The organism is Thioalkalivibrio sp. ALE14, assembly GCF_000376845.1.
Taxonomy (GTDB): Bacteria; Pseudomonadota; Gammaproteobacteria; order Ectothiorhodospirales; family Ectothiorhodospiraceae; genus Thioalkalivibrio.
The window spans coordinates 23168-46126 of the sequence record NZ_AQXY01000023.1; the positions used below are offsets into that span (position 1 = coordinate 23168).

General features: G+C 69.0%; 20 protein-coding genes. 7 read left to right on the forward strand and 13 right to left on the reverse strand.

The features are described 5' to 3' along the window. Positions 1-73: 73 nt before the first annotated feature. The 3 genes from F572_RS0103950 to F572_RS0103960 all read left to right on the forward strand — a co-directional run bounded on the left by F572_RS0103950 (position 74) and on the right by F572_RS0103960 (position 4187). Positions 74-1267, forward strand: coding sequence for an efflux RND transporter periplasmic adaptor subunit (locus tag F572_RS0103950; RefSeq protein WP_017941920.1), 1194 nt, complete (start codon positions 74-76; stop codon positions 1265-1267). Positions 1268-1274: 7 nt separating this feature from the next. Beyond that, positions 1275-3782 carry an ATP-dependent helicase HrpB gene (gene hrpB / locus F572_RS0103955; RefSeq protein WP_017941919.1) on the forward strand — a complete coding sequence of 836 codons (2508 nt, stop codon included), beginning with the start codon at positions 1275-1277 and terminating at the stop codon, positions 3780-3782. Between the two features lie 183 nt (positions 3783-3965). Next, the gene (locus tag F572_RS0103960; protein ID WP_017941918.1) at positions 3966-4187 is read left to right on the forward strand and encodes a hypothetical protein; all 222 of its coding nucleotides are present in this window, start codon (positions 3966-3968) and stop codon (positions 4185-4187) included. Positions 4188-4209: 22 nt separating this feature from the next. Here F572_RS0103960 and F572_RS0103965 read toward each other — a convergent pair whose 3' ends face one another. The 5 genes from F572_RS0103965 to glgA all read right to left on the reverse strand — a co-directional run bounded on the left by F572_RS0103965 (position 4210) and on the right by glgA (position 11938). After that, a complete protein-coding gene (locus F572_RS0103965) occupies positions 4210-5616 on the reverse strand; it encodes a sigma-54 dependent transcriptional regulator (protein WP_017941917.1) in 1407 nt (468 codons plus the stop codon). Next, positions 5613-7247, reverse strand: a complete 1635-nt coding sequence (locus F572_RS0103970; protein ID WP_017941916.1) for a PAS domain-containing sensor histidine kinase — start codon at positions 7245-7247, stop codon at positions 5613-5615. Before F572_RS0103970 ends, F572_RS0103965 begins: the two co-directional genes overlap by 4 nt. Then, positions 7247-7519, reverse strand: a complete 273-nt coding sequence (locus F572_RS0103975) for a PP0621 family protein (protein WP_017941915.1) — start codon at positions 7517-7519, stop codon at positions 7247-7249. The genes F572_RS0103970 and F572_RS0103975 overlap by 1 nt, the downstream gene beginning before the upstream one ends. Positions 7520-7528: 9 nt before the next feature. Then, positions 7529-10369, reverse strand: a complete 2841-nt coding sequence (ppc, locus tag F572_RS0103980) for a phosphoenolpyruvate carboxylase (RefSeq protein WP_018158405.1) — start codon at positions 10367-10369, stop codon at positions 7529-7531. Between the two features lie 81 nt (positions 10370-10450). After that, complete coding sequence (gene glgA / locus F572_RS0103985; protein WP_017941913.1) at positions 10451-11938, reverse strand: glycogen synthase GlgA; 1488 nt, start codon at positions 11936-11938, stop codon at positions 10451-10453. A 128-nt stretch (positions 11939-12066) separates the two neighbouring features. Here glgA and pgi point away from each other — a divergent pair, with 128 nt between their 5' ends. Further along, a complete protein-coding gene (gene pgi / locus F572_RS0103990) occupies positions 12067-13710 on the forward strand; it encodes a glucose-6-phosphate isomerase (RefSeq protein ID WP_017941912.1) in 1644 nt (547 codons plus the stop codon). Positions 13711-13725: 15 nt separating this feature from the next. Here pgi and F572_RS0103995 read toward each other — a convergent pair whose 3' ends face one another. Further along, the gene (locus tag F572_RS0103995) at positions 13726-14571 is read right to left on the reverse strand and encodes a bifunctional nuclease domain-containing protein (RefSeq protein WP_017941911.1); all 846 of its coding nucleotides are present in this window, start codon (positions 14569-14571) and stop codon (positions 13726-13728) included. Between the two features lie 92 nt (positions 14572-14663). Here F572_RS0103995 and F572_RS0104000 point away from each other — a divergent pair, with 92 nt between their 5' ends. Beyond that, positions 14664-15263, forward strand: a complete 600-nt coding sequence (locus F572_RS0104000) for a DUF938 domain-containing protein (RefSeq protein ID WP_017941910.1) — start codon at positions 14664-14666, stop codon at positions 15261-15263. 171 nt (positions 15264-15434) lie between these two features. On the opposite strand, the gene F572_RS0104005 is transcribed toward F572_RS0104000, so the two are convergent. Further along, positions 15435-15860, reverse strand: a complete 426-nt coding sequence (locus tag F572_RS0104005; RefSeq protein WP_017941909.1) for a DUF3617 domain-containing protein — start codon at positions 15858-15860, stop codon at positions 15435-15437. Between the two features lie 122 nt (positions 15861-15982). Between F572_RS0104005 and F572_RS0104010 the strand changes: the two genes are divergently transcribed. Then, the gene (locus F572_RS0104010; protein WP_038034046.1) at positions 15983-16939 is read left to right on the forward strand and encodes a matrixin family metalloprotease; all 957 of its coding nucleotides are present in this window, start codon (positions 15983-15985) and stop codon (positions 16937-16939) included. Between the two features lie 37 nt (positions 16940-16976). On the opposite strand, the gene F572_RS0104015 is transcribed toward F572_RS0104010, so the two are convergent. The 3 genes from F572_RS0104015 to F572_RS0104025 all read right to left on the reverse strand — a co-directional run bounded on the left by F572_RS0104015 (position 16977) and on the right by F572_RS0104025 (position 18846). Continuing rightward, positions 16977-18254: an OmpP1/FadL family transporter gene (locus F572_RS0104015; RefSeq protein ID WP_017941907.1), complete on the reverse strand. Its 1278-nt coding sequence runs from the start codon at positions 18252-18254 to the stop codon at positions 16977-16979. Positions 18255-18383: 129 nt separating this feature from the next. After that, positions 18384-18572 (reverse strand): DUF3185 family protein, encoded by a 189-nt coding sequence (locus F572_RS0104020; protein ID WP_026143014.1) that lies wholly within the window; start codon positions 18570-18572, stop codon positions 18384-18386. Between the two features lie 22 nt (positions 18573-18594). Next, positions 18595-18846, reverse strand: coding sequence for a GlsB/YeaQ/YmgE family stress response membrane protein (locus tag F572_RS0104025; protein WP_017941905.1), 252 nt, complete (start codon positions 18844-18846; stop codon positions 18595-18597). Between the two features lie 274 nt (positions 18847-19120). On the opposite strand from F572_RS0104025, the gene mltF reads away from it, so the two are divergent. Continuing rightward, on the forward strand, positions 19121-20590 hold the full coding sequence (mltF, locus tag F572_RS0104030; RefSeq protein ID WP_026143013.1) for a membrane-bound lytic murein transglycosylase MltF: 1470 nt from the start codon (positions 19121-19123) through the stop codon (positions 20588-20590). Here the strand turns inward: mltF and F572_RS0104035 are convergent. The 3 genes from F572_RS0104035 to F572_RS0104045 form a co-directional block, all read right to left on the reverse strand. After that, positions 20577-21668: a DUF3524 domain-containing protein gene (locus F572_RS0104035; RefSeq protein WP_017941903.1), complete on the reverse strand. Its 1092-nt coding sequence runs from the start codon at positions 21666-21668 to the stop codon at positions 20577-20579. The genes mltF and F572_RS0104035 overlap by 14 nt on opposite strands. 70 nt (positions 21669-21738) lie before the next feature. Next, a complete protein-coding gene (locus F572_RS0104040) occupies positions 21739-22299 on the reverse strand; it encodes a carboxymuconolactone decarboxylase family protein (protein WP_017941902.1) in 561 nt (186 codons plus the stop codon). Beyond that, complete coding sequence (locus F572_RS0104045) at positions 22289-22927, reverse strand: TetR/AcrR family transcriptional regulator (protein WP_017941901.1); 639 nt, start codon at positions 22925-22927, stop codon at positions 22289-22291. Before F572_RS0104045 ends, F572_RS0104040 begins: the two co-directional genes overlap by 11 nt. Between the last annotated feature and the right edge of the window lie 32 nt (positions 22928-22959).

Here is a 22959-nt window from a genome sequence, read left to right on the forward strand (position 1 = left end):
TTGCAGACTCAAAGCCCAGGCGTGCCGGGCGATGAGGGGAGCGCCGGATGGCGGGATTTGCGAGACTGGCGTTATGGCGATGAAGAAGCGCATCACGGTTGGGCTCATTGTGCTGGCGGGGGTCGCCGCGCTGGTGTGGGCGCTGCGCCCGCAGCCGGTGCCGGTGTCGCTGACCACGGTCGAGGCCGGCCCGTTCGAGGAGACCGTGCGCGAGGAGGGCCGTACCCGACTGCGCGAGACTTATACCGTGTCGGCGCCGATTGCCGGCTATTTGCATCGGGTGGCGCTGGAGGAGGGCGATGCAGTCGCGCTTGGCGACACATTATTCCGCCTGGAGCCGCTGCCGACGCCGGCGCTGGATGCGCGCTCGCGCGAGCAGGCGCGGGAGAACCTGGCGGCCGCGCGTTCGCGACTGCAAAGCGCCGAGGCGAACCTCGACAATCTGCGGGCCGAGGCGCGGTTTGCCGAGTCCGAGTACCGCCGCCACCAGGAGCTGTTCGAGCGCGGCGCTGTCTCGGCGACCGAGCTGGAACGCATGGAGACGATGCGCGACCGGGCACGATCTGCGGTGCGGGCGGGCGAGTCCGCGGTGGAGGTCGCGCGCAGCGAGATCGAGAGCGCCCGCGTGGTGCTGGATATTGCCAGCGGCCAGATGCCGGAATCCGAGGCGGATACCCTGTCCGTACGTTCGCCTGCCGAGGGCGTGGTGCTGGAGCGCTACCGTTGCTGCGAGGGCACGATCGGGGCCGGCGAGCCGGTGCTGGTCGTGGGCAATCTGGATGACCTGGAGGTGCAGGTGGACCTGCTGTCCATGGACGCGGTGCGCGTGGTGCCGGGGATGCGGGTGCGTCTGACCGACTGGGGCCGCGATGCCAAGCTGGAGGCGACCGTGCGCCGGGTGCAGCCGTTTGGCTTTACCAGGGTCTCCGCATTGGGTGTTGACGAACAGCGCGTGCCGGTGATCCTCGACCTCGATGCGGTCGAGGCGCGCATGGCGGGCCTGGCTGTTGGCTATCGCGTGGAGGCCGAGTTCGTCCTGTGGGAGGGCGACGCGGTGCTGCAGGTGCCGACCAGTGCGCTGTTCCGTGACCGCGGCGACTGGTCCGTGTTCGTGGTCGAGGAGGGGCGTGCCGAGCCGCGTCGGGTCGACGTCGGTCGCCGTTCCGGGTTCACCATGCAGATCCTGGAGGGGCTGGCGGAGGGCGAGCGCGTGGTGACCCGCCCGGGAGACCGCGTGCAGGCCGGTACCCGCGTCGTCGAAAACTGACCTGCCCATGGCCGAAACCCCGAATGCCTCGCCCGAGGCGCTGGATGATCTGCTGAGTCCGCTGGATGCCGCGCTCGCCACGCGCGGTGCGGCCGTGCTGGTGGCCGAGCCGGGGGCGGGCAAGACCACGCGGGTCCCGCTGCACCTGGCGGACTCCGTATCCGGCGGGCGGGTCATCGTGCTGCAGCCGCGCCGCCTGGCCGCGCGCATGGCGGCTACGTTCATGGCTGGACAGCGCGGCGAGGCGGTCGGCCAGACGGTCGGCTATCGCGTGCGCGACGAGCAGAAGGTCTCCGATCAGACCCGCGTGGAGCTGGTGACCGATGGCCTGTTCCTGCGCCGCATCCAGGCTGACCCGCTGCTGGAGGATGTCGGCGTGGTCGTGTTCGACGAATTCCATCTGCGCCGCCCCGAGGCCGAACTGGCGCTGGCCTTCGCGCTGCAGGTACGCCGCCTGTTGCGTCCGGAACTGCGGATCGTGGTGATGTCCGCCACCCTCGATGACGAGGCCGTGGCGCGGCTGCTGGCCGGGTCGGAGGTGGAGCCCGTGCCCGTGCTGCGTGCTCGCGGTCGGCAGTTCCCGGTGGAGGTGCGCTACGCGCCGCCGGCGAAGGATGCGCCGCTGGCTGACGCCGTGGCGCAGGCAGTGCGCGAGGCGCTGGAGGCGGAGCCGGGTTCGACCCTGGTGTTTCTGCCGGGCGAACGCGAGATCCGAGAGGTGGCCGCGCGGCTGGGAGATATGCTGGACACGCCGACCGGGCTCGCGCGGGTCGCGCCGTTGTTCGGGCGGCTGTCGGCGGAGGAGCAGAACCGCGCGGTGCGTCCGGCCCCGAAAGGCGAGCGCAAGGTGGTGCTGGCCACCGATATCGCCGAGACCTCGCTGACCATCGAGGGCGTGCGCGTGGTGATCGACGCGGGGCTCTCCCGTGAGCCACGCTTTGATGCTGCCACCGGTCTCTCAAGGCTGGTCACGGTCCCCGCGTCGAAAGCTGCGGCCGAACAGCGTGCCGGCCGCGCCGGGCGCACCGAACCCGGTGTGGCGATCCGGCTGTGGTCGCGCCCCGACGAGGTACAGCGCCCGGACTATGCGACCCCCGGCCTGCAGCAGGTGGACCTGCTGCCGCTGGCACTGGAGCTGGCCGGCTGGGGCGAAGCGGTGGCGGAACTCGACTGGCTGGAACCGCCGCCCGCGCACGGGCTGGCGGCCGCCCAGGCGATCCTCGCGGAGCTGGGGGCGGTGGATGCCGAAGGGCGAATCACCGATCACGGCCGCGCCCTGCTGCGCCTGCCGACGCATCCGCGCCTGGCGCACATGCTGCTGCGGGCGCGCGAGCGGGGAATTGCGCGTCTGGGCTGCGAATTGGCGGTGGTCGTGGAAGAGCCGGGGATGGCCGGAGCGGATGCGCCGCTGGAACTGGGTGAGCGGCTGGAGCGTGCCCGGCGCACCGGCGGGCGCGCCTGGAAGGCCGGGCTGCGGCGGCTGGAGTCGGCCCTCGCGCGGCTGGACGACAGGCCCGGCGTAGCGGAATCCGTCATGGACGAAGCCACGGCGCTGGGTGTGCTGGCCGCGCTGGCCTGGCCCGAGCGCATCGCGCGGCCACGCGGCGGCCAGGCTGGGCGCTTCGTGATGGGCAATGGCCGTGGTGCGATCCTGCCGGAGCGCGAGCGCCTGGCCCATGCCGAGTACCTGGTGGCGGTGGACTGCACCGATGCCGAGCGCGAGGCCCGTATCCGCTGCGCGGTGGCGCTGGACATCGCCGCGCTGGAGCGCGAGGGCCCCGAGCTGTTCCACCGCGAGACGCGCTGCGACTGGGTGGAGGACGGCGCGCGGCTGGAGAATGCGCGCATCCGCCGCATCGGCACGCTGGTGGTCGAGCGCCAGATGGTCGCGCTGGACGATCCCGCCGCAACGATCCCGCGCTGGTGCGAGCGGCTGCGCCGCGAGGGGCTTGCGCTGTTGCCCTGGGATGACGCCGCGACGCAGCTGCGCGCGCGCATCCAGCTACTGCATCGGGCGATGCCGGAGGCGGGGTTCCCGGACATGGGGGATGCCGCGTTACTCGCCGGTCTCGAGGACTGGCTGGGGCCCTACCTGGCCGGGATCACGCGGCTGCGCGACCTCGGGCGGCTGGACCTGGTGGCGATCCTGCGTGGGCGGCTGGACTGGGCGCATCAGCAGCAACTGGAACGCGAGGCACCGGCGCGTATCGAGGTGCCCTCCGGTTCCGCCCACCGGGTCGACTATACCCAGGATCCGCCGGTGCTGGCGGTGAAGCTTCAGGAGCTGTTCGGCCTGGCCGAGACGCCGGCGGTGGCCGCCGGGCGCGTGCCGCTGGTGCTGCATCTGCTGTCGCCGGCGCGGCGCCCGGTGCAGGTCACCCAGGACCTGAAGAGCTTCTGGGAGAACGGCTACCCGGAGGTGCGCCGCGAGCTGAACGGGCGCTACCCGAAGCACCCCTGGCCGGAGGACCCTTGGAATGCGCCGGCGACGCGACATGCGAAGCGGCGTGGATAGCAGGGCCGGGTTTGGCGGGGGCTTCGCCTGCAAGCAGGCTCCCACAGGCGTTCTGCCTGCCAGGGTTGCGGGACAATGGCGCGGTCGCCATCAGACAATGCGGAGTGTGGCGTTCTCGGGTAGTGTCGCGTTCAGCGCCATTGGCCTGTGCCGCCCGAGAACCGTGCGAGGAAGCGAACCCCGATGCTGAAGTTCCTGACCGTGATCCTGATCCTGCTGTTTGTCTGGTGGCGGGTATCGCGCTGGATGGATGTGCGCCGCCGCCGCGCACGCGGGGAGGACGTGTCCTACGAGGTGGACGTGAAGGGTTTCCGGCCGATCACCATCCTCAGCGTTGTGTTCCTGATCCTGTACGGCGGTTACGTGATCTGGTTTGCCCTGACCGAGTGGGTGGAGCTGTTGTAGCCCTGGGTGGGCCGAGAGCCGGTTATTCGATCCCGAGTTTTTTCAGGCGGTAGCGCAACTGGCGGAAGCTGAGGCCGAGCAGGCGCGCGGCGGCTGTGCGGTTGCCGCCGGTCTGCTGCAGGGCGGTGGCGATGGCCTGGCGCTCCTGTGCGGCGAGCTGGTCGTCCAGCGCGCGGTCGACGTCGTTTCGTCCGTTGTTGCCGTTGTCCGCGTGGGGCTCCGGGGCCGCCTCGGTGGCGGGTGCAGTGCCCAGGCCGTTTGCCGGCAGGTCGATGTTGTCGGCGTGGATCAGCGGTCCGTCACACAGCGTGGCGGCGCGCTCCAGGATGTTCTCCAGCTCGCGGACGTTGCCGGGGAAGTCGTGGCCCTGCAGGGCCTCGAGGGCATCGGGCGCCAGCTCCAGGTCGCCGGTCTGCCACTGCTCGCTGATGCGCCGCAGGATGCGGGCGGCCAGGCGCTCGATATCGCCACGGCGGTTGCGCAGCGGCGGTACCTTCAGCTCGATCACGTTCAGGCGGTAATAGAGGTCCTGGCGGAAGCGCCCCTCGCGTACGGCTTTCTCGAGGTCATGATGCGTGGCGCTGAGGATGCGCACGTCCACCGGGATCTCGCGGGTGCCACCGACCGGCTTGATCGCGCGTTCCTGGATGGCGCGCAGCAGCTTGACCTGCATCGGCAATGGCAGGTCGGCGACTTCGTCGAGGAACAGCGTGCCGCCGTCGGCGGACTGGAACAGGCCGGTGTGGTCCTGGGTAGCGCCGGTGAACGCGCCCTTGCGGTGCCCGAAGAATTCGCTCTCCATCAGTTCGCCGGGGATCGCGCCGCAGTTCACCGGGACAAACGGGCGCTCGGCGCGCGGGCCGAGGCGATGGATCTCGCGCGCGACGAGCTCCTTGCCGGATCCGGATTCCCCGGAGATGAAGACCGGGGCCTGGCTGCGCGCCAGTTTGTGGATGGTGGCGCGCAGGCACTGCATGGGCTCGGACTGGCCCAGCAGGGGGCTGTCGTCGGGGGTGGCCGGAGTCGTGTCGTCACCGGGCTCTTCGCTGTTCTGGGCGCCCGGCTCGAGGCGCAGGGCGGCGTCGATCAGCTCCCGCAGCTGTTTCAGGTCCACCGGCTTGCTGACGAAGTCGAAGGCCCCCAGCTTCAGCGCCTGCACCGCCGTATCCACGCTGCCATGGGCGGTAATGACGGCCACCGGGAGGTCCGGGCGCTCGCACTGGATGTGGCGGACCAGGTCCAGGCCGTCGCCATCGGGCAGGCGCATGTCGGTCAGGCAGAGATCGAATTGCTGCTCGGTGATCAGGGCGCGCGCCGGTTCCAGGCGCGTGGCCGTGGTCGCCTCCAGACCCATGCGGGCCAGGGTGATCTCGAGCAGCTCGCAGATGTCGGGCTCGTCGTCCACGACCAGCACGTGCCGGATACTCATGCGCCTTTGTCCTTTGGCGACTCTTCGTCCAGTGGTGCGAACAGGATGCGGAAGCAGCCGCCGGTGGGCGTGCGGACGTACTCCAGCGAAGCCCCGTTGTTTTCGCACAGCATGCGCGAGATGTACAGGCCGAGCCCGGTGCCCCCGCTGCGGCCGGAGACGAACGGCTCGAACAGGTCCTTCTCCTGTTCCGTGGAGATGCCCGGGCCCGCATCGATCACGTCCAGGCTGACGACGCGCGCGACCTGTCCGGCGCCGCCGCGCAGGATGATCGGCGGGCTGTCCGGTTCGTCGTGGCCGCCGTGGATGCGCGCGTTGGTGCACAGGTTCCACAGGATCTGCTTGAGCTGGGAGGGGTCGAACTGGATCTCGGAGTCGGCCGGCTCGACATGGGTATGCAGTGTGTCTGGCGGGAGTTGCAGGGCGCCGCAGAACTCCTCGGCAAAGCGGTCCAGGGTCTCCTGCAGGTTCAGCCGTTCGCGCTCGCCAGTGTCGCGGCGTGACAGGCTGAGGACATTCGAGATCAGCTCGTTCACCCGCTTGCTCTGGTTGTTGATGATGTCGAGCAGCCGCTGGTCGTGCGGCTTCAGGTCGGGCGATTCGCCCAGCAACTGGGCGCTGTGGCTGATGGCCCCCAGCGGGTTGCGGATCTCGTGGGCGATGCTGGCGGTCAGGCGGCCGAGGGCCTGCAGCTTGCTGGCCTGTGCCTGACGCTGGAGTTCGCCGGCATCCTCCAGGATCAGCAGGGTGCCCTGGTCGCCGCGGTCGCCCAGAGGGGCGAGCCGGATGCGCAGGGCGGGCTGGTCGCGGTCACCGGGCAGGTGCTGGCTGGCATTGGGCATGCCGTTGCGCTGCCACTCGCGGATGCTGCGGGCCACCGACGGCGAAAGCGATGACAGGTGGCGTCCCGGACGCGGCGGCAGCAGACGCCGCGCGGCCTCGTTGATGGAGCGGATGTAGCCTTCCGGGTCGACCGCGACCACCCCAGCGCTCATGCGCGCGATGATCTGGGCGTTCAGTTCGGCCAGGTTGGCCAGGTCCACCTCCTGGCGTTCGACCTGGGCGCGGGTCTCGCCGGCGCGGCGGGCGAACTGGCGCGCCAGCAGGCCGGCCGCGAACAGGGTGGCACCCAGCAGGCCGGCCTGGGTGATGGCGCTCTCACCGTGCAGGACCAGCGCGCTGAACAGTTCGGCCAGCAGCAGTGCCAGTGTGGCGATGGCCGCCAGACTCAGGGCGAATTGCGCGCTGGAGAGCAGTACGGCGGCGACCAGGGCGGGCACCAGGAGAAGGCCGATCCCGGTGCCCACCCCGCCGGAGACGACCAGCAGTGCGATCAGGCCGATGCCGTCCCCGGCGCCGCCGATCAGGGCGATGCGGCTGAGGCTGGTGGTGTCGGGGTTGTGGGTGCAGCGCCAGGCAAAGGCTGCGGCGACCAGGGCAAAGGCGAGGTAGCCGGTGGCGATGACCGCGTAGAACTGAGGGGCCACCACGTGCAGGCCCAGCGGGGTATCCGGGAACAGGCCGAGCAGCAGCAGGACCGCCGCGACAAACACCCGGTAGAGCGCGAACAGCCAGGCGGACCGCCGGGTGTCGGTGTCGATCGGCGTGTTCCCCGTGGTTTGGTTGCCCACTAGTCCTCTTCGGAGCGGGAATCGGCGTCGGAGCGGCTGCGGTCGACCTCGGCGTGCTGGCGCGAGCAGTACAGGCGATCCCCGTCGCGGCAGGCCTCGGCCTCCGGTACGTGTACGCCGCAGAAGGCACACCGGATGACCGCGCCGCCTTCCTTCAGGCGTTCGGGGCGGTCATCCTCCGAGACCTGCTTGCGGTTGCTGCTGGAGCGCACCAGGGTGCGCACCGCGAGGAAGACGGCGACGATGGCAACGATCAGGAGCAGCAGGCGCATGACGGGATTCTAGCCGGTATTGCGCATGCCCGCGGCGATGGCGTTGATCGAGCGCAGCAGGGGCGAGAGCCACGGGTTGTCGGCGTCGTCGTCGGCCTCGGCGTCGAACTGGCGGGATTCGCGCAGCAGGTGGATCTGGATGCTGTTGAGCGGGTCCAGGTACGGATTGCGCCGCTGCAGGGAGCGCGCCAGCAGCGGGGTCTCGTCCATCAGGGCGTCCAGCTGCGCGACCCGCAGCACCTCGGTCACGGTGCGGCTGTGTTCATCGCGCACGCGGGCGTAGATGCGCTCGGCCAGTTCCGGATCGCTGCACAGGCGGGCGTATTCCGCCGCGGTGCGCATGTCGGCCTTGGTCAGGGCCATCTGGCAGTTGGACAGCAGCGAGCGGAAGAATGGCCACTCCTGGTACATGCGCTGGAGCTGGGCCAGGCGTTCGGGATCGTCGCCGCGCCAGCGTTCGAGGGCGGTGCCGATGCCGTACCACGCGGGCAGGGTGTGGCGGGCCTGGGCCCAGCCGAACACCCAGGGGATCGCGCGGATGGAGCTCTTGGAACGGTCGGTCTTGCGCCGGTGCGACGGCCGCGAGCCGATGTTCAGGAAGCCGATCTCCTGCACCGGGGTGACCTCGTAGAAGTAGTCGAGCACCCCGTCGGTGCGGTCGATCAGATCGCGATAGGCATCCTCGCCGCACTGGGCGAGGTCCTGCATGGTGGCGCGGTAATCGTCGCGGTCCTGGCGCGGTGGCCGGATCAGGCTGCGCGAGGCGAGCATGACGCCGGTCGCGCCCATGCCCAGCTCGTACACCGCGGTCTCCACGTTGGAGTACTTGTACGACAGCACCTCGCCCTGCTCGGTGAACTTGATACGGCCCTGCACGGTGGCCGGGGGCTGGGCGAGGATGGATTCGTGGGTCGGGCCGCCGCCGCGGCCAACGGTGCCGCCGCGCCCGTGGAACAGCTGGCAGCGCACGCCGAAGCGGTCGGTGATGCCGACGATCTTCTTCTGCGCCTCGTAGAGATTCCAGCTGGAGGCGAGGATGCCGCCGTCCTTGCAGGAGTCGGAGTAGCCGAGCATGACGTCCTGGATGTTGCCGGAGGCGGCCAGCAGCCGGGCGTAGACCGGGTTGGACAGCAGGCCTTCGAGGACGTCCTCGACATGCAGCAGGTCCTCGATGGTCTCGAACAGCGGCGAGATGCGCAGGTGGCAAAAGGCTTCGCCCTGATCGTCGTCGCCCGCCAGTCCGGCCAGACGGCCCAGCAGCAGGACCTCCAGCACGTGCGAGGCGGCGTGGGTCATGGAGATCACGTAGGTGCCGATGCCGTCCGGGCCGACCTCGCGGCGCATGCCCTGGATGACCTCGAACACGCGCAGGGTCTCGCGGGTGCTCTCGCCCAGGGCATCGCGGTCCGGCTGCGGGGGCTGGTCGGCGGCGATCAGGTCGCTCAGCGCCTGCTGGCGGCCGGTCTCGTCGAGTGCGGCGTAGTCGGTGTCCGGGGCGATCTGGCCAAGGATCTCTGCAACCGCGTCGGTATGGACGGTGGATTCCTGGCGCACGTCCAGGTGGTGCAGGTGAAAGCCGAAGGTCTCGACCAGACGGATCAGGTCGGTCAGCGCGCCACTGGCAATGTTGCGGTCGCCGTGGCTGATCAGGGAGTTGCGGATCAGCTTCAGGTCGCTCAGGAAGGCCTGGGCATCGGCATAGGCGCTGTTGGTCGGCAGTACCGCGGCCTCGCCATGCACCCGCCGGACCACGGTGTCCAGGGTCTCGCGCAGGCGGTAGCGCATGATGTAGAGCTTGCGCCGGTAGGGCTCGCTCTCGAAGCGGTCGGAGGCCCCCTGGAACACCGCGTTGGCGATGTTGGAATCGGACTCCAGGCTGTCGAGGAATTCCTGCGACGGCTGGCACATGAACGACGAATGGGTCAGCACGTTGCGCAGGTGATTGACCCGCTTGATGTATTCGCGCAGGACCTGTTCCATCGCCAGGCGGCAGGACAGCTCGGTCACCTCGGGGGTCACGTTCGGGTTGCCGTCGCGGTCACCGCCGATCCAGGAACCGAAGTGCAGGAAGGCGGGGATGCGCACCGGCAGGCTGCCGTCCGGGTTGACGCCGTAGATGCGGCGGATGGCCTTCTCAAGGAAGCGGTAGGACTGCGGGATGGCCTCGAACAGGCTCTCCTCGAAGTAGAACAGGCCGTACTTGATCTCGTCCTGGACCTGAGGCTTCTTCACCCGGACTTCGTTGGTGCGCCAGAGGATCTGGATCTGGGTCTCCAGCTCCTCGGTGATCAGGCGGCGTTCCTCCTCGCCCAGGCCGGGCTGGTTCAGCCGGTCGGCGGTCTCGAAAACCCGGCGCTGGTTCTCCATCGTGGTCCGGCGGCGGGCCTCGGTGGGGTGGGCCGTGAATACCGGCTGGTAATGCAGCTCGTTGAGTAGTCGTTCCAGCTCCTCGGCGGTGATGCCCTCGTCATGCAGTTCGCGCAGGGTCTGGTCGAAGGAGCCGGTCCACAGCGGTTCGCCGCTGGAGACCTGGGCGCGGCGCCAGCGGTAGAACAGGTCTTCCTCGGCGATGTTGACCAGGCTGAAGTAGATGCTGAAGGCGCGGATCACGCGTTCGGTCAGGGAGGCGTCGAAGTCCGTGATGTCGGCCATCAGCTGGCGGCGCAATTCCGGGTCCTCTTCCTTGCGCAGACTGACAAAGCCGCGGCGCAGCTTTTCCACCGCGTCGAACACGGCCTGGCCTTCCAGCTTGTGAATGACATTGCCCAGGATTTCCCCGAACAGGCGCACGCGGGCGCGCAGTTCCTTGTCCTTGGGGAGGAATCGGTCGTTGTGATCGCTTCGAGTCATATCGGGCCTGTGCGTGCAGGACGACGATTGCCGCTGCCTGGGCTTGCCGTTTGGGGTCGGGAAGTCGCGAAAAGCACGCGATTATAGCGTAGATGCTGCCTTCGCACGCCGGCTGCGGTGCGGGAGCTGTTCGCGGTACAGGGCGAGATAGGCGTCGGCGCTGGTGTTCCAGCCGAAGTCGCGGGCCATGCCGTTGCGCATCAGCTGTTCCCAGCGACCGTCTCCACGGGCGGTGTATTGCTCGAGCGCCCGCTCGAGGGTGGCGGCCAGGGCGGCCACGCTGTCCGGCGTGAAACTGAAACCGGTGGCGGTGCCGGCGTCCAGGTTCTCCGGGGTGGCGTCGACCACGGTGTCGGCCAGGCCGCCGGTCGCGTGGACGACCGGCGGGGTCCCGTAACGCAGGCTGTAGAGCTGGTTGAGCCCGCAGGGCTCGAAGCGCGACGGCATCAGGAACAGGTCGGAGCCGGCCTCGATCTGGTGCGCCAGGGGCTCGTCGTAGCCGATGTGCACGCCGACCCGTCCGGGGTAGGCACGGCTCAGGGCGCCGGTGGCGTGTTCCAGGTCCTTCTGGCCGGAACCGACCAGGGCCAGCTGGATGCGTCCGGCCTCCAGCAGCGGGGTGCAGGCTGCGTGCAGCAGGTCCACGCCCTTTTGCTCAACCATGCGGCCGACGTGCCCCAGCAGCGGGATGTCCGGGTTCGGCTCCAGCCCCAGGCGGGTCTGCAACGCCTTCTTGTTGGCGGCCTTGCCGGAAAGATCGTCGAGGCTGTATTGCGCGGCGATATGGCGGTCGCGAGCGGGGTCCCAGTCGCGGTAGTCCACCCCGTTCAGGATGCCGTGCAGGTCCTTGCTGCGGGCACGCAGCACGCCGTCCAGGCCCATGCCGGAGGCCGGCTCCTGGATCTCGCGGGCGTAGGTGGGCGAGACGGTGGTGATGGCGTCGGCGAAGACCAGCGCTGCCTTCATGAACGAGAGCTGGTCGTGAAATTCCAGGGCTTCGGGATGCCACAGGTCCGCGGGCAGGTTCAGATCCTGCAGCGTGCTGGCCGGGAACAGGCCCTGGTAGGCCAGGTTGTGGATGGTGAACACGGTCCGCGGGCGCTCGATACCGGTGCGTTCCGGGTCCAGCAGCAGCGGGACCAGACCGGTCTGCCAGTCATTCAGGTGGACCAGCTCCGGTGCCCAGTCCAGGCCGGCCTCGTCGCGCGCCAGGGCTACGATCGCGCGGGCGAAGCCGGCAAAGCGCTGGGCGTTGTCCGGCCAGTCCATGCCGTTGCTGGCACTGTAAGGGTTGCCGGCGCGCTGAAAGTATTCCGGCCAGTCGATCAGGTAGACCGGCAGCCGGGTCCCGGGCAGTCGGCCCTCCAGGAGCTGCCACGGGGCGTCCTCCGGGCCCGGGCGCGGGGTGGCGTCCACCAGGTTGCGGCAGGCCTCCGGATAGCCCGGCAGCACCAGGCGCACGTCCTGGCGTCGGCGGCGCAGGGCGGCCGGCAGGCTGGCGCTGACATCGGCGAGCCCACCGGTCTTGACCAGACCGTGGGCCTCGCTGCTGGCGAACAGGATGCGCATGAAAATTCCCCGGGTACGGAACCGGCGGTGCCGGATGGCTTTCTATCGATTGTAACGCAGGGGCCGGGGCGGCACTCTGTGGACAGGACAAGCGAGGGCATGGAATGACGGCAGGAGGGGACACGGCGATGGACAGTGCCTTGCGGGTCGAGGCCCGCCGCCTGGAAGGCGAGACGCTGCGCGATCTGTTTGCGCGCGACCCGGACCGCGTGGCGCGGGACGTGCAGGAGATCGCCGGCCTGCGTCTCGACTGGACGCGGCAGCGCCTGGACGGCCCGGCCTGGGATGCGTTGTTCGAACGCGCCGCGGCCTGCGAGGTGCCGGAGGCGCTGCGGGCGCTGTTCGCCGGCGAACAGGTCAACACCACCGAGGGCCGGGCGGCGCTGCATACGGCGCTGCGCCTGCCGCGCGAGGCGCACTGCGAGGTCGACGGCCGCGACGTCGTGCCCCAGGTCCACGAGCAGCTCGACCGGGTCGAGGCCTTCGTGCGGAAGATCCATGACGGCACGCACCGGGGCTACAGCGGGCGCCCGATCCGGCGGGTGGTGAACATCGGCATCGGGGGTTCGGACCTGGGGCCGCGCATGGTCTGCCGGGCGCTGGCGCCGCACGCGCGGGCGACGACCGAAGGCGAGCCACTGATCGTCCAGTTCGTCTCCAATGTGGACGGCGCGGCGTTGTCCGCGGTCTTGCGCGAGGCGGACCCGGAGACCACGCTGTTCATCGTTGCATCCAAGACCTTCGGGACCCAGGAGACCCTGACCAATGCCCGCGCGGCCCGTGCCTGGCTGCTGCGGCACGCGCCGGACGATTCGGCCGTCGCCCGGCATTTCGTGGCGGTGTCCACCGCGCGCGACCGGGTGACCGAGTTCGGTATCGACCCGGACAACATGTTCGGCTTCTGGGACTGGGTCGGCGGGCGTTATTCCGTGTGGTCGACCATCGGGCTGCCGGTGGCACTGCTGCTGGGGATGGAAGGGTTTCGCGCCTTCCTCGGCGGCGCGCACACCCTGGACGAGCATGTCCGGCATGCGCCGACCGCCGCCAATGCCGCGGTGCGCATGGCCCTGGTGGACCTGTGGAATCAGAACCTGCTGGGCGCACAGTCGCGCGCCGTGTTGCCCTATGACGAGCGCCTGTCGCTGCTGCCGCCCTACCTGCAGCAGGCGGAGATGGAGAGCCTGGGCAAGCGCGTGGGGCTGGACGGCCAGGTGGTGACGGACGACACCGGCGCGGTGGTCTGGGGCGCGGTGGGTACCGATGGCCAGCATGCCTTCTTCCAGCTGCTGCACCAGGGTACGCGCTTCATCCCGGCCGAGTTCATCGGTGTGGCCCGCCCGGAGCATGACCTGCCGGCGCAGCACCCGTTGCTGATGGCCAACCTGGTCGCCCAGGCGGAGGCGCTGGCGACGGGCAAGGACGAGGCCGCGGTGCGTGCGGAGATGGCAGCGGCGGGACAGTCCCAGGCAGCGATCGACGCCCTGGCACCGCATCGGAGCTTCCCCGGAAACCGGCCAAGCACGCTGATCCTGCTGGAACGCCTGGACCCGGCCACCCTGGGCACGCTGATCGCGTTGTTCGAGCACAAGATCTATGTGCTGGCCACACTGTGGGGTATCAACGCCTTTGATCAGTGGGGCGTGGAACTGGGCAAGGAGCTGGCCGGGCAGGTGCTGGCGGACCTGGAGCCAGGGGCGACGCCCGCCGAGCATGACCCCGCGACCACCGCCACGCTGGACTGGCTGCGCCCGCGGCTCCCGCCTCGCACCTGACCGGGGCGTTTCGTCTCAGACGGTCAGGGCGTCGTCGGACTCCTCGATCGCGGGGACGTCCGTGGGCAGGTGGATCGTTCGGGTCTCGCCGTCCAGCCAGAAGTGGATCTCGGCCTCCTCGCCCTCCGGTGTCACGGAGACGGCCTCGAGGAAGTCCATCGGGGTAACAGGCGCCTGACCGTTCACCTCCAGGATCAGGGCCCCGTGGCTCAGGCCGGCGCCCGCGGCACGCCCCACGGCGCGGCTGACCAGCACGCCGGGTGCGTCCGGCAACTGCAGGGCCTCGCGCAGGTCGTCGCGCGCCTCGACCACGGTGATGCCCAGTGCGGTGACGACCTCGTCGTTCCCCGGCGGCGTGTAGTCGAAGGGCACCTCGGCCTCGAGGATCTCCGGTGCGACGTGAATCGAGGCGCCGCTGCGCACGGCCAAGGCGAGCCCGTCGCTGGGGCGGGTGTCGATCATCCGGGGCTCGTCCTCGCCGGCCACACGTATCTCCAGCCAGCCGAGATAGGTGCCGTTCTCCAGGCCGTCAATGATCACCCGTTCCAGGCGTGCATCCAGCCCGTCCAGCAGATCGATCATCAGGTCGTGGGTCTGCGGACGCGACAGCGGGACCTCGTGCATCGCCAGCAGGATCGCGCGGGCCTGGTCGGTTCCGATCACGATGGGCACTACCTCGCCCGAGGCTGGGTGCCGCAGCAACGCGATGGGGGCGCTGGAGTTGGCGTCCAAGCCGACGGTGGCCAGTTCGACCGGAAGCAGGCGATCCGGGTCGGTGGCCATTTCGCGCGCCAAGGCCTCGCCGGCCATGGAAAGCAGCAGGACCAGTACGGCAGGCAGAGACAACCGGGGGGAGCGCATGAGCGGGAACCTGGGGAAGGTGTCTCCCGATCATGGCAGTGCGGTTGCAAGGCGTCCAGAATACGCCTCTGTTTCCCTGGCGGATTGCTGCGATGACCTCCGACAAGCCCTATGCCCCGGCTGCGGAACAGAACCGGGCCCCCATCCTCGCGGTGCTCCGCGAGCGCTTTCTCGCTCATGGACGCGTGCTGGAGATTGGTGCCGGGACGGGGCAGCACGCGGCGCATTTTGCTACTGCACTGCCCCACCTGGACTGGCATCCCAGCGATGTTTCCGAGAACCTGCCGGGGGTGGAGGCCTGGCGGCGCGATGCCGCCGTGCCCAACCTGCGGCCGGCACTGCCACTGGACGTGCTGCGGGATGCCTGGCCGGAGGGGCCGTTCGAGTATGTCTACAGCGCGAACACCGTGCACATCATGCACTGGCCGGCGGTCGAGGCACTGTTTGCCGGCGTGGCCCGGGTGCTGGCGCCGGGTGGGCTGTTCGCGCTGTACGGTCCGTTCGCCCACGACGGTGCCCACACCGCTGAATCCAACGCGCGTTTTGACCAGATGCTGCGCGCACAGGACCCGGGCATGGGCGTGCGCGACCGCGCCGACCTGGATGCCCTTGCCACCGCCGCCGGCCTCGAGCCCGCGGCGGTCATCGACCTGCCGGCCAACAACCAGATCCTCCTCTGGCGCAGGGCTTGAAACCCGAAAGGCGCTAACAGGAAGGCACGAAGGCTGGAAGATGGCGGGTCATGCTGCGCAAGGCTGGCAGCTACCCAGCCTTGCAGTTCTTCCTGCCTTCCAGCCTTCCTGTGAATGCTTTTTTCGGGGTTCTTCGTGTCTTCGTGTGCTTCGTGGTGAATACAGGCGGATTCAGCAGTCGCCGATGCGCTGGCCACGCATTTCCATGCGCACGTTGACCGGGCCCATCGGGGTCTCCATCTCGCTGGTCATCTCGCCTTCGGCGCGATCGCCCATGAAGCGCATGCTGCCGTCCATCTGCATGCGCCCACCCTGCGGGCCGGGGCAGCTCATGGTGTAGTCCATGCGCTCGGCGGACATGTCCATGTTATCCAGGGTACAGCCTTCCGGGGCCTCGATGATGCTCTCGCCGCGGTCGATGTCCTCCTGGGTGACGCACTCGGTGCTGGTTTCGGTCTGGTTCGGTACGCCGCTCATGCCTTCCATGATCATGGTGTTCTGGTTTTCCCACAGGCCGGGCTGGATGTTCGGGGTCTCGGCCTGGATGGACAGCGGAAAGACAACGAGCGGCAGGGCGGCGAGAAGGGTGCGCAGCATGGCAGTCTCCTGAATCGGGGTATCGAATGGGTTCAATGGTGCCTGGCCCGTCATGGCGGGGCAAACGCGGGTAGTGGCGCCCGCTGGCTGGTACCTTGGGTGCGTGCAAGGGAGGAAACGTAATGGCAATACCGTTGTGGCTGGTCGGCGGTGTCGGGGCGCTCGCGCTGGGCGGTTTCCTGTGGCAGGAGGGGCAATTGCCGGGCGGCTCCACGGGGCATGCGCACCAGGCCGCGCCGCGCTGCGAGGTGCCCATCACCCTGCATCTGGAGGCCGTGGACCCGCGCTTCCGGTTGGAGCGTGACGCGGTGCAGGCGGCCCTGGATGCGGCCGTGAGCATGTGGGACGGGCAGACGCCGGAAACACTTTTCCGTCAGCGCGAGGGCGAGGGTATGCCGGTGCGGCTGGTGTTCGACGAGCGCCAGGCGGGTGCCGAGAGCCGCGATCGGGCGCGCGCGGAGCTGGACCGGCTCAAGCGGGGGATCGCCGAGCGCGAGGAGCGCCTGGATCACCGTCACTCGGCACTGGCGGCGGATGCCGCGGGCTACCAGCGGCGCCTGGAGGATCTTCAGGCCCGTCAGCGCGAGTACGGCGAGGCGGTGGCCGCCTGGAATGCCGGGCGCATGGCGCACAGCGCGGGGAACCGCGAGCGACTGGAACGCCAGCGCCGGGCGCTGGACAGCGCGCGGGACGACCTGGAGCAGCGCCGCCGCACGCTGGAGCGTCGCCGCGACGAGCTCAACCGCGAGATCCGCGAACTGGAGGGCGAGATAGAGGGTTTCAACCAGCGGGTCGCGGAGTTGAACCGCGAGATCGGCGCGACCGGTGCCTTCGATATGGCGGTGTACGAGCAGCAGGGCGCACGGCGTTCGATCACCGTGTTCAAGGCGAGTGACGCCGATGAGTTGCGCCTGACCCTGGCGCACGAGCTGGGACATGCCCTGGGGATCGAGCATGTGGACGACCCGGCGGCGGTGATGCACGCGATGCTGGGGGAGGCCAATGCCGGACGGCGCGACCTGAGTGACGCCGACCGCCGCGCACTGGCGGCGGCCTGTGGGGTCGAACTGGAGCGGTGATGTCCGGGGCCGGGGGTGCCCGGCCCCGGCATCGGCGCTAGAAGTGGTAGCGCATGGCGGCCGACAGGATGTGTACGTGGCCCTTGGTCGTGCCCTGCATGTTGACAAACGTGTCGGCTTGGCCGTCCTGGTTGGAATCGAAGCCCCGGGTGATGTCCAGGTCCTCGCTGGCGATGTGGATGTAGCTGTAGCCGAGATCGAAGGTCAGGCGGTCGCTGCCGGCATAGCTGGCGCCGAAGGAAAACCAGGTGCGGTCGCCATCCGGGGTGCGCGTGCTGCGCCCGTCGGTCTGCGTCGGGGTCTGGTCAAACTGGATGCCGCCGCGCAGGGTCCAGCGCGGGTTCATCTCGTACTCGGCCCCGACCGCCAGGGCATAGCTGTTGCGGTAGTTCTGTTCCAGCACCTGCTCGTTGCCCTGGGGTAGCTGGATGCGGATCTCGTCGAAGTTCGACCAGTTGAACCAGGTGTACTGGGCCAGGCCGGTCCAGCGGTCATTGAAGCGATGCTGGATTCCGATTGAGGCGATATCGGGGAGTTTCAGGTCGGCCTGGCCCGGCAATACGGACGTCGGGCTGCCAGCGGACGCGGTTATCGAGGCCGTGCCGTTCAGTGTGTGGGTTATGCCGTCGCGGTAATGGATGCCGAGGCGGGTGTCGTCCGTCAGGTCGAACAGCATCCCGATGTTGAAGCCGACATCCCAGTTGTCACCCTCCAGTTCGAATTCGCCGTCATTCTGCGGCTGCAGGTCGGCGGGTATGGCGCTGCGCAGGGTGGCATCGGCGTACTGCAGGTCGAGGCCGCCGCCGATGGAGATCCGGTCGGTCAGGTCGAAGGCGATGCTGGGTTGCAGGTTCAGCACGCGCAGATCGGATTCCAGCGAGTCGTAGCGGGCAAAGAAGCCGTCGCTGTACTCGTTCTTCAGGCCGAAGGGCGCGCTGAGGCCGAACCCCAGCCAGACCCGGTCGGAGTATTGCTCCGCCCAGTAGAGGTTGGGGACCGGGGTCGGGTCATAGGGGTTGCCGCTGTCGCGTCCAGGGATCCGGGTGTTGCGCTGGTCGACTTCCGCGTTGGGGATCAGCAGATGCACCCCTGCCTGGACCTCGTTGCGTTCCAGGCGGGTCATACCGGCCGGGTTGAAGTAGATGGTGGAGGCATTCGAGGCGACGACGACATCCCCCGCGTGGGCTCGGCCAAGGCCGGACGCGCCCTGCGTCTGGATGTAGAACCCGGCCGCCATCAGGGTGGTGGGTGCGGCGAACAGGACGGTGCTGACAGTTGCGGCAAGCGCCAGACGGCGTGAAGGCTTCAAGGTCATGCGGCTCCCCCTTTTTTGTCTTGTTCTGGAGGGAGACCGCCGGTGGTCGGTCGGGCGCGCGCGATTGAGGTCTCCCCCGGCAGCGGACATTACCGATTCCGGGCGGACGACGCCAACCGCGTCACGTTTTCAGGTCATCAGGAGGAGTCCGATCAGGGCGGCCGCGCCGCCGCCGACGAGTAGCGCGAGGGTGCGCCGGGTGAAGCGGCCGAGGATCAGGCGAGCCGCCCGCTCCCGCATGCCGAAGGCATCCTGCAGGCCCACGACAGCGGCGATCAGGCCGCCGACCAGCAGGATGATGCCCAGTATCTGGAGGATGGCATGCATCTCGAGCACGGCCTCAGGCCTTGTGGATCAGGCGAAGCAGGCCCAGCAGGAGGACGGCGCCGAGCGTCGCGGCCGCCAGGCTGCCGATGAGGCCGCCGGCCTGCACCCCGAGCTGGGTGAACAGCCAGCCACCGAGGAAGGCGCCGATCACACCAACCACGATGTTGAGCAGGATGCCCTGTCCGGACCCGTGGACCAGCAGCCCGGCGAGCCAGCCGGCGATGCCGCCGATGAGCAGGAGGAGAAGAAGGGATTCCACGGCCATGTTGTCGCGCTCCTTGCAGGTAACCCGAAGGTTGGAGTGTGTCGATGCCGCAGTGTTCCGCGAGCGGCCCGGCGAGGGGAGGCTTCGACTGTACAGGGTGGGAGTCTGGCCTGCCCACCGCTGCACATCTGGCCGGTGAGACCGCAACCCCATCCGCGTGGGTATTTTTGAGAACCATTCCGCAAAACCCTAGTCTCTGTATTGGACATCCATGGATCCGTCATGGAGCCGGCCACGTCTTCGACGTGGACTGTTCGACGGGAAGGAGACCGGTATGAACGAACAAGAAAACCGCCATGCCCCGGGTGCGCGCTCGTCATGCTGTGGCCGAGTATGTCGGGCACTCGTGCCCGCCGCCGTGCTGGTGCTGCTGGCCGGTTGCGGCCCGGAGAACGGGCAATCCGAGACGATGATGTCCAACGCATCCGCGGGCGAACGCCTGGCGTCCGTGGAGGAGACCGGCACCCTGCGCGTGGTGACACGCAACGCGCCTACTACCTGGTACTTTGACCAGCATCTGGAACCCGCCGGGACGGAACACGACCTGGTCGAGGGGTTCGCCCAGGCGCATGGCTGGCAGGTGGAGTGGGTCATGGCCGAGTCGGTCTCCGGGGTGCTCGAGGCGCTTGCGTCCGGCGAGGCCCACATGGCGGCGGCGGGGTTGACCCATCTCGCCTCGCGCGACGAGCGCTTCCACCGTGGGCCCGAGTACATGGAGATCACCGAGCAGGTGGTCTGCCATCGCGATTCCGATGACAAGCCCGGTTCTGCGGACGAGCTGGAGGGGGTCGACCTGGTCGTCTCGGCCGGCAGCAGTTACGTCGAAACCCTGCAGGACGTGCTGCCGGAGTCGGCCGGGTTCGAGGCGCGCGAGATCGGGACCGAGCGCCTGATGGCCCAGGTCGCCCGGCAGGAGATCGACTGCACCGTGGCCGATTCGCACATCGTGCGCTACAACCGCCGCTCCTTCCCGCACCTCGATATCGCGTTCGATCTGTCCGAGCCGCGCGCCCTGGGCTGGTACGTCCAGCCGGCCCATCCGGCGCTGGCGGACCTGGCCAACGAGTGGATGCAGGCCGATGGTGGCCGGGAACTGCGCGAACTCGTGGACGAACGCTATTACGCCTATATCAACCAGTTCGACTTCGTCGACCTGCGGGCGCTCAACCGGCGCATCGAGGATCGCCTGCCGCAGTACCGGCCACACTTCGAAGAGGCGGCCGAGCGCACGGACCTCCCCGCGGACCTGCTGGCGGCGCTGGCCTATCAGGAGTCGCACTGGGATCCGGAGGCGCGCAGCCCCACCGGGGTGCGCGGCCTGATGATGCTGACCCGGCGCACGGCCGAGTCGCTGGGGGTGGACCGCCTCGACCCGGTGCAGAGCATCGACGGCGGGGCGCGTTACCTGCAGCGCCAGCGTGGGCTGCTGCCGGACGATATCGACGAGCCGGATCGCACCTACCTGGCCCTGGCGGCCTACAACATCGGGCGCGGCCACCTGCTGGATGCACGCCGGCTGGCGCGCCAGCTGGGGCGTGACCCCGACCGCTGGGCGGATATGCGCGAGACCCTCCCGCTACTGACCGAGGAGGAGTACTACAAGGACCTGCGCTACGGCTACGCCCGTGGCTATCAGCCGGTGTACTACGTGCAGCGCATCCGCAACTACCGCGACGTGATCCGCCCGGTTTTCGTGGCCGAGGACGAGGCCGTATCCGACCACGTTGTCGTCAGGCGCGACTGATCCCCGATCCGCGGGTACTGCCCGCGACCAGGTCGTCCAGCGCCTGGCGCCAGCGCGGCTCCAGCTGTTCCGGCATCCAGGCACTCACGTCGGGCGCTGCCGGCGCGCCTTGCTGCAGCCACGTGTACAGGCGTTGGGTCAGGGCCGCGACATCGCCGGCCGGATGGCGGCAGGTGTCCGGATACTGCTCGCGGTAGGCCAGGGCGTCCGGGACCAGCGGTGTGGCGCCGGCCGCCGTGGCCTCCAGTACCGCGAGTCCCTGGAATTCATGCAGGGCGGTGCTGACGACGATCGCCGCGCGTCCCAGCAGGTCTTCGTATTCCCCGCGCGGCAGCTTGCCATCCGCCACGATGCGTTCGGCGAATGCATCGCGCAGGCGTTGCAGGGCCTCGGGCGTTTGGGCGGGGCGCGCGCCCAGCAGGGCCAGGCGGAAGTCCAGGCCGGTCTCGAGCAGCCGCAGAAGTGCTTCGGTGAACACCTCCGGCGCCTTGTCGTACTCCCAGCGGTGATTCCAGAGGATCAGTCCCGGGTCGCGTTCCCGGTGCGAGGCCGCGTGCGGCGTCACGGGGACCGGCAGGATCTCGCTGCGCGCGCGCACGCGGGTGCTCAGCCCGTTCGGGGCATGGTCGGGCATGCGGCCGATCAGGGCCTCCATGCCGTCCAGGAACGAGTCGCGGTTGAAGGCCGAGTTGAAGGCTACGCGGTCCGCGGCGAGTGCCGCGTAGATCTGCACCATCTGGGGTTCCACCGAGCGAAACTGATCGGGCCCCACGGGGTAGACGAACTGGTTCTCGTGCACGTAGTACAGCGTGGGCAGTGCGGCCAGGCGCGGATGCAGGCCGCGCAGGGTAGCCAGGTCCACCATCGAGGTGGCGATGACCGCGTCGGCCTCCACATCCTCCAGTCGCTCCAGCCAGGAGAGCGGGTTGCCGCGGATACGCCAGCGGAAATGCCGCCCCGGCAGCTCCAGGAGCTGCCAGTCGAACGCGTCGAACGTGGTGGTCAGCCAGTCCGCCCACGCCGCGTGGCTGTCGGCGCGGTAGGCGGAGAGCAGCAGGATGCGCGGGCGTGGCGGCATGGCGAGGGGTGTAGAGCCAAACGGAGCGCCTACCTTGCCGTGCCCCGCGCCTTCCCGCAAACGACGGGGCTCAGGGCCCGGGTGCAGTCCAGCGTTCGCCGGCCATGGGCTCGTCGACCGGGGTGCCGGCGATGTGGTTGGTGTAGTTGGACAGGGTCTTCAGGCCGATCGCCAGGATCACCTCCAGCATCTGCGCGGGGGTGTGGCCGGTGTTCAGGAAGGTCTGCTGGGTGGGCTCGTCAACCCAGCCGCGCTGTTCGATCATCGCGCGGGTGAACTGGCGCAGGGCCTCCAGCTTCGGATCCTCGATCGGCCGGTCCTCGCGCAGCGCGGCTATCACGTCGTCGGGCACCCCGGTCATGCGGCCGGTCATGCTGTGCGCGGCCATGCAGTAGTCGCACTCGTGATAGCGGCTGACGGTCAGCAGCAGGACCCCCTGCTCGGTCGGGCTCAGCGACGTCTTCTGCAACAGGTCGTTGAGTGCAAGGTAGGCCTCGGCCAGAGCGGGGGCGCTGGCCATCTTGCGGATCAGGTTGGGAACCATGCCGAAGATCTGTTGGGCCTGGTCGAAGGCTCTTTGCGCCTCGGGGGCGCTGGCGGCGTCGTGCAGCGGGAAATCTTCATGACTCATGGCGGGCCTCCGGGCTGGGATTAAGGACTGCGCCGAGCGCGGGGCCCAGGCGCAGGATGGTCGCCGGGTCCTGGTCGGCCTTGGCCATCACCAGAATCCCTTCCATTAGCGCCAGCCACTGTTCGGCCAGCGCATCGGTATCGGTATGCGGCGGGAGCTCGCCGTCCTGAACGGCCTCGTCCAGCACGGAGCGGAAATGGGCGGTGACGGCGTCGAGATGGCCCCGGATCGCCTGGCGCAGGGTCGGATGGTGGGTCCCCATCTCCACCGCCAGGTTGCCGAAGGGGCAGCCGGGCAGCTGTCCGGACTCCGCCTGTATGCGCGCCTCGAAGGCGTGGATGGCCCGGACGAAGGCCTCGATCCGGGCGTGGAGCCCGTCGGCGCCCGCCAGCCCCGGGATCAGGACCTCGCGTTCGAAGTCGGCGTACAGCGCGTCCAGCATGGCCAGGGTGAGCGCCTCCTTGCCGGGGAAGAAGTGGTACAGGCTGCCCTTGCGTACACCGGCGCGGGCGCAGATCTCGGCGATGCCGACGGCCCCGTAGCTGCGTCCGACGATCAGTTCGCGGGCGGCCTTGAGCAGGTCTTCGCGGCTGTCGTGTCGGGTGTGATGGGGGGTGGTTGTCTCCATGTCTTTGCATACTAGTTGACCGGTCGGTAAAG

What these genes read in the sequence shown, in the direction of transcription:
- F572_RS0103950 (WP_017941920.1), top strand. Translation starts at nt 74, where the DNA reads ATGGCGATGAAGAAGCGCATCACGGTTGGGCTCATTGTGCTGGCGGGG.
- hrpB (WP_017941919.1), top strand. Translation starts at nt 1,275, where the DNA reads ATGGCCGAAACCCCGAATGCCTCGCCCGAGGCGCTGGATGATCTGCTG.
- F572_RS0103960 (WP_017941918.1), top strand. Translation starts at nt 3,966, where the DNA reads ATGCTGAAGTTCCTGACCGTGATCCTGATCCTGCTGTTTGTCTGGTGG.
- F572_RS0103965 (WP_017941917.1), bottom strand. Translation starts at nt 5,616, where the DNA reads ATGAGTATCCGGCACGTGCTGGTCGTGGACGACGAGCCCGACATCTGC.
- F572_RS0103975 (WP_017941915.1), bottom strand. Translation starts at nt 7,519, where the DNA reads ATGCGCCTGCTGCTCCTGATCGTTGCCATCGTCGCCGTCTTCCTCGCG.
- ppc (WP_018158405.1), bottom strand. Translation starts at nt 10,369, where the DNA reads ATGACTCGAAGCGATCACAACGACCGATTCCTCCCCAAGGACAAGGAA.
- glgA (WP_017941913.1), bottom strand. Translation starts at nt 11,938, where the DNA reads ATGCGCATCCTGTTCGCCAGCAGCGAGGCCCACGGTCTGGTCAAGACC.
- pgi (WP_017941912.1), top strand. Translation starts at nt 12,067, where the DNA reads ATGGACAGTGCCTTGCGGGTCGAGGCCCGCCGCCTGGAAGGCGAGACG.
- F572_RS0103995 (WP_017941911.1), bottom strand. Translation starts at nt 14,571, where the DNA reads ATGCGCTCCCCCCGGTTGTCTCTGCCTGCCGTACTGGTCCTGCTGCTT.
- F572_RS0104000 (WP_017941910.1), top strand. Translation starts at nt 14,664, where the DNA reads ATGACCTCCGACAAGCCCTATGCCCCGGCTGCGGAACAGAACCGGGCC.
- F572_RS0104005 (WP_017941909.1), bottom strand. Translation starts at nt 15,860, where the DNA reads ATGCTGCGCACCCTTCTCGCCGCCCTGCCGCTCGTTGTCTTTCCGCTG.
- F572_RS0104010 (WP_038034046.1), top strand. Translation starts at nt 15,983, where the DNA reads ATGGCAATACCGTTGTGGCTGGTCGGCGGTGTCGGGGCGCTCGCGCTG.
- F572_RS0104015 (WP_017941907.1), bottom strand. Translation starts at nt 18,254, where the DNA reads ATGACCTTGAAGCCTTCACGCCGTCTGGCGCTTGCCGCAACTGTCAGC.
- F572_RS0104025 (WP_017941905.1), bottom strand. Translation starts at nt 18,846, where the DNA reads ATGGCCGTGGAATCCCTTCTTCTCCTCCTGCTCATCGGCGGCATCGCC.
- mltF (WP_026143013.1), top strand. Translation starts at nt 19,121, where the DNA reads ATGAACGAACAAGAAAACCGCCATGCCCCGGGTGCGCGCTCGTCATGC.
- F572_RS0104035 (WP_017941903.1), bottom strand. Translation starts at nt 21,668, where the DNA reads ATGCCGCCACGCCCGCGCATCCTGCTGCTCTCCGCCTACCGCGCCGAC.
- F572_RS0104040 (WP_017941902.1), bottom strand. Translation starts at nt 22,299, where the DNA reads ATGAGTCATGAAGATTTCCCGCTGCACGACGCCGCCAGCGCCCCCGAG.
- F572_RS0104045 (WP_017941901.1), bottom strand. Translation starts at nt 22,927, where the DNA reads ATGGAGACAACCACCCCCCATCACACCCGACACGACAGCCGCGAAGAC.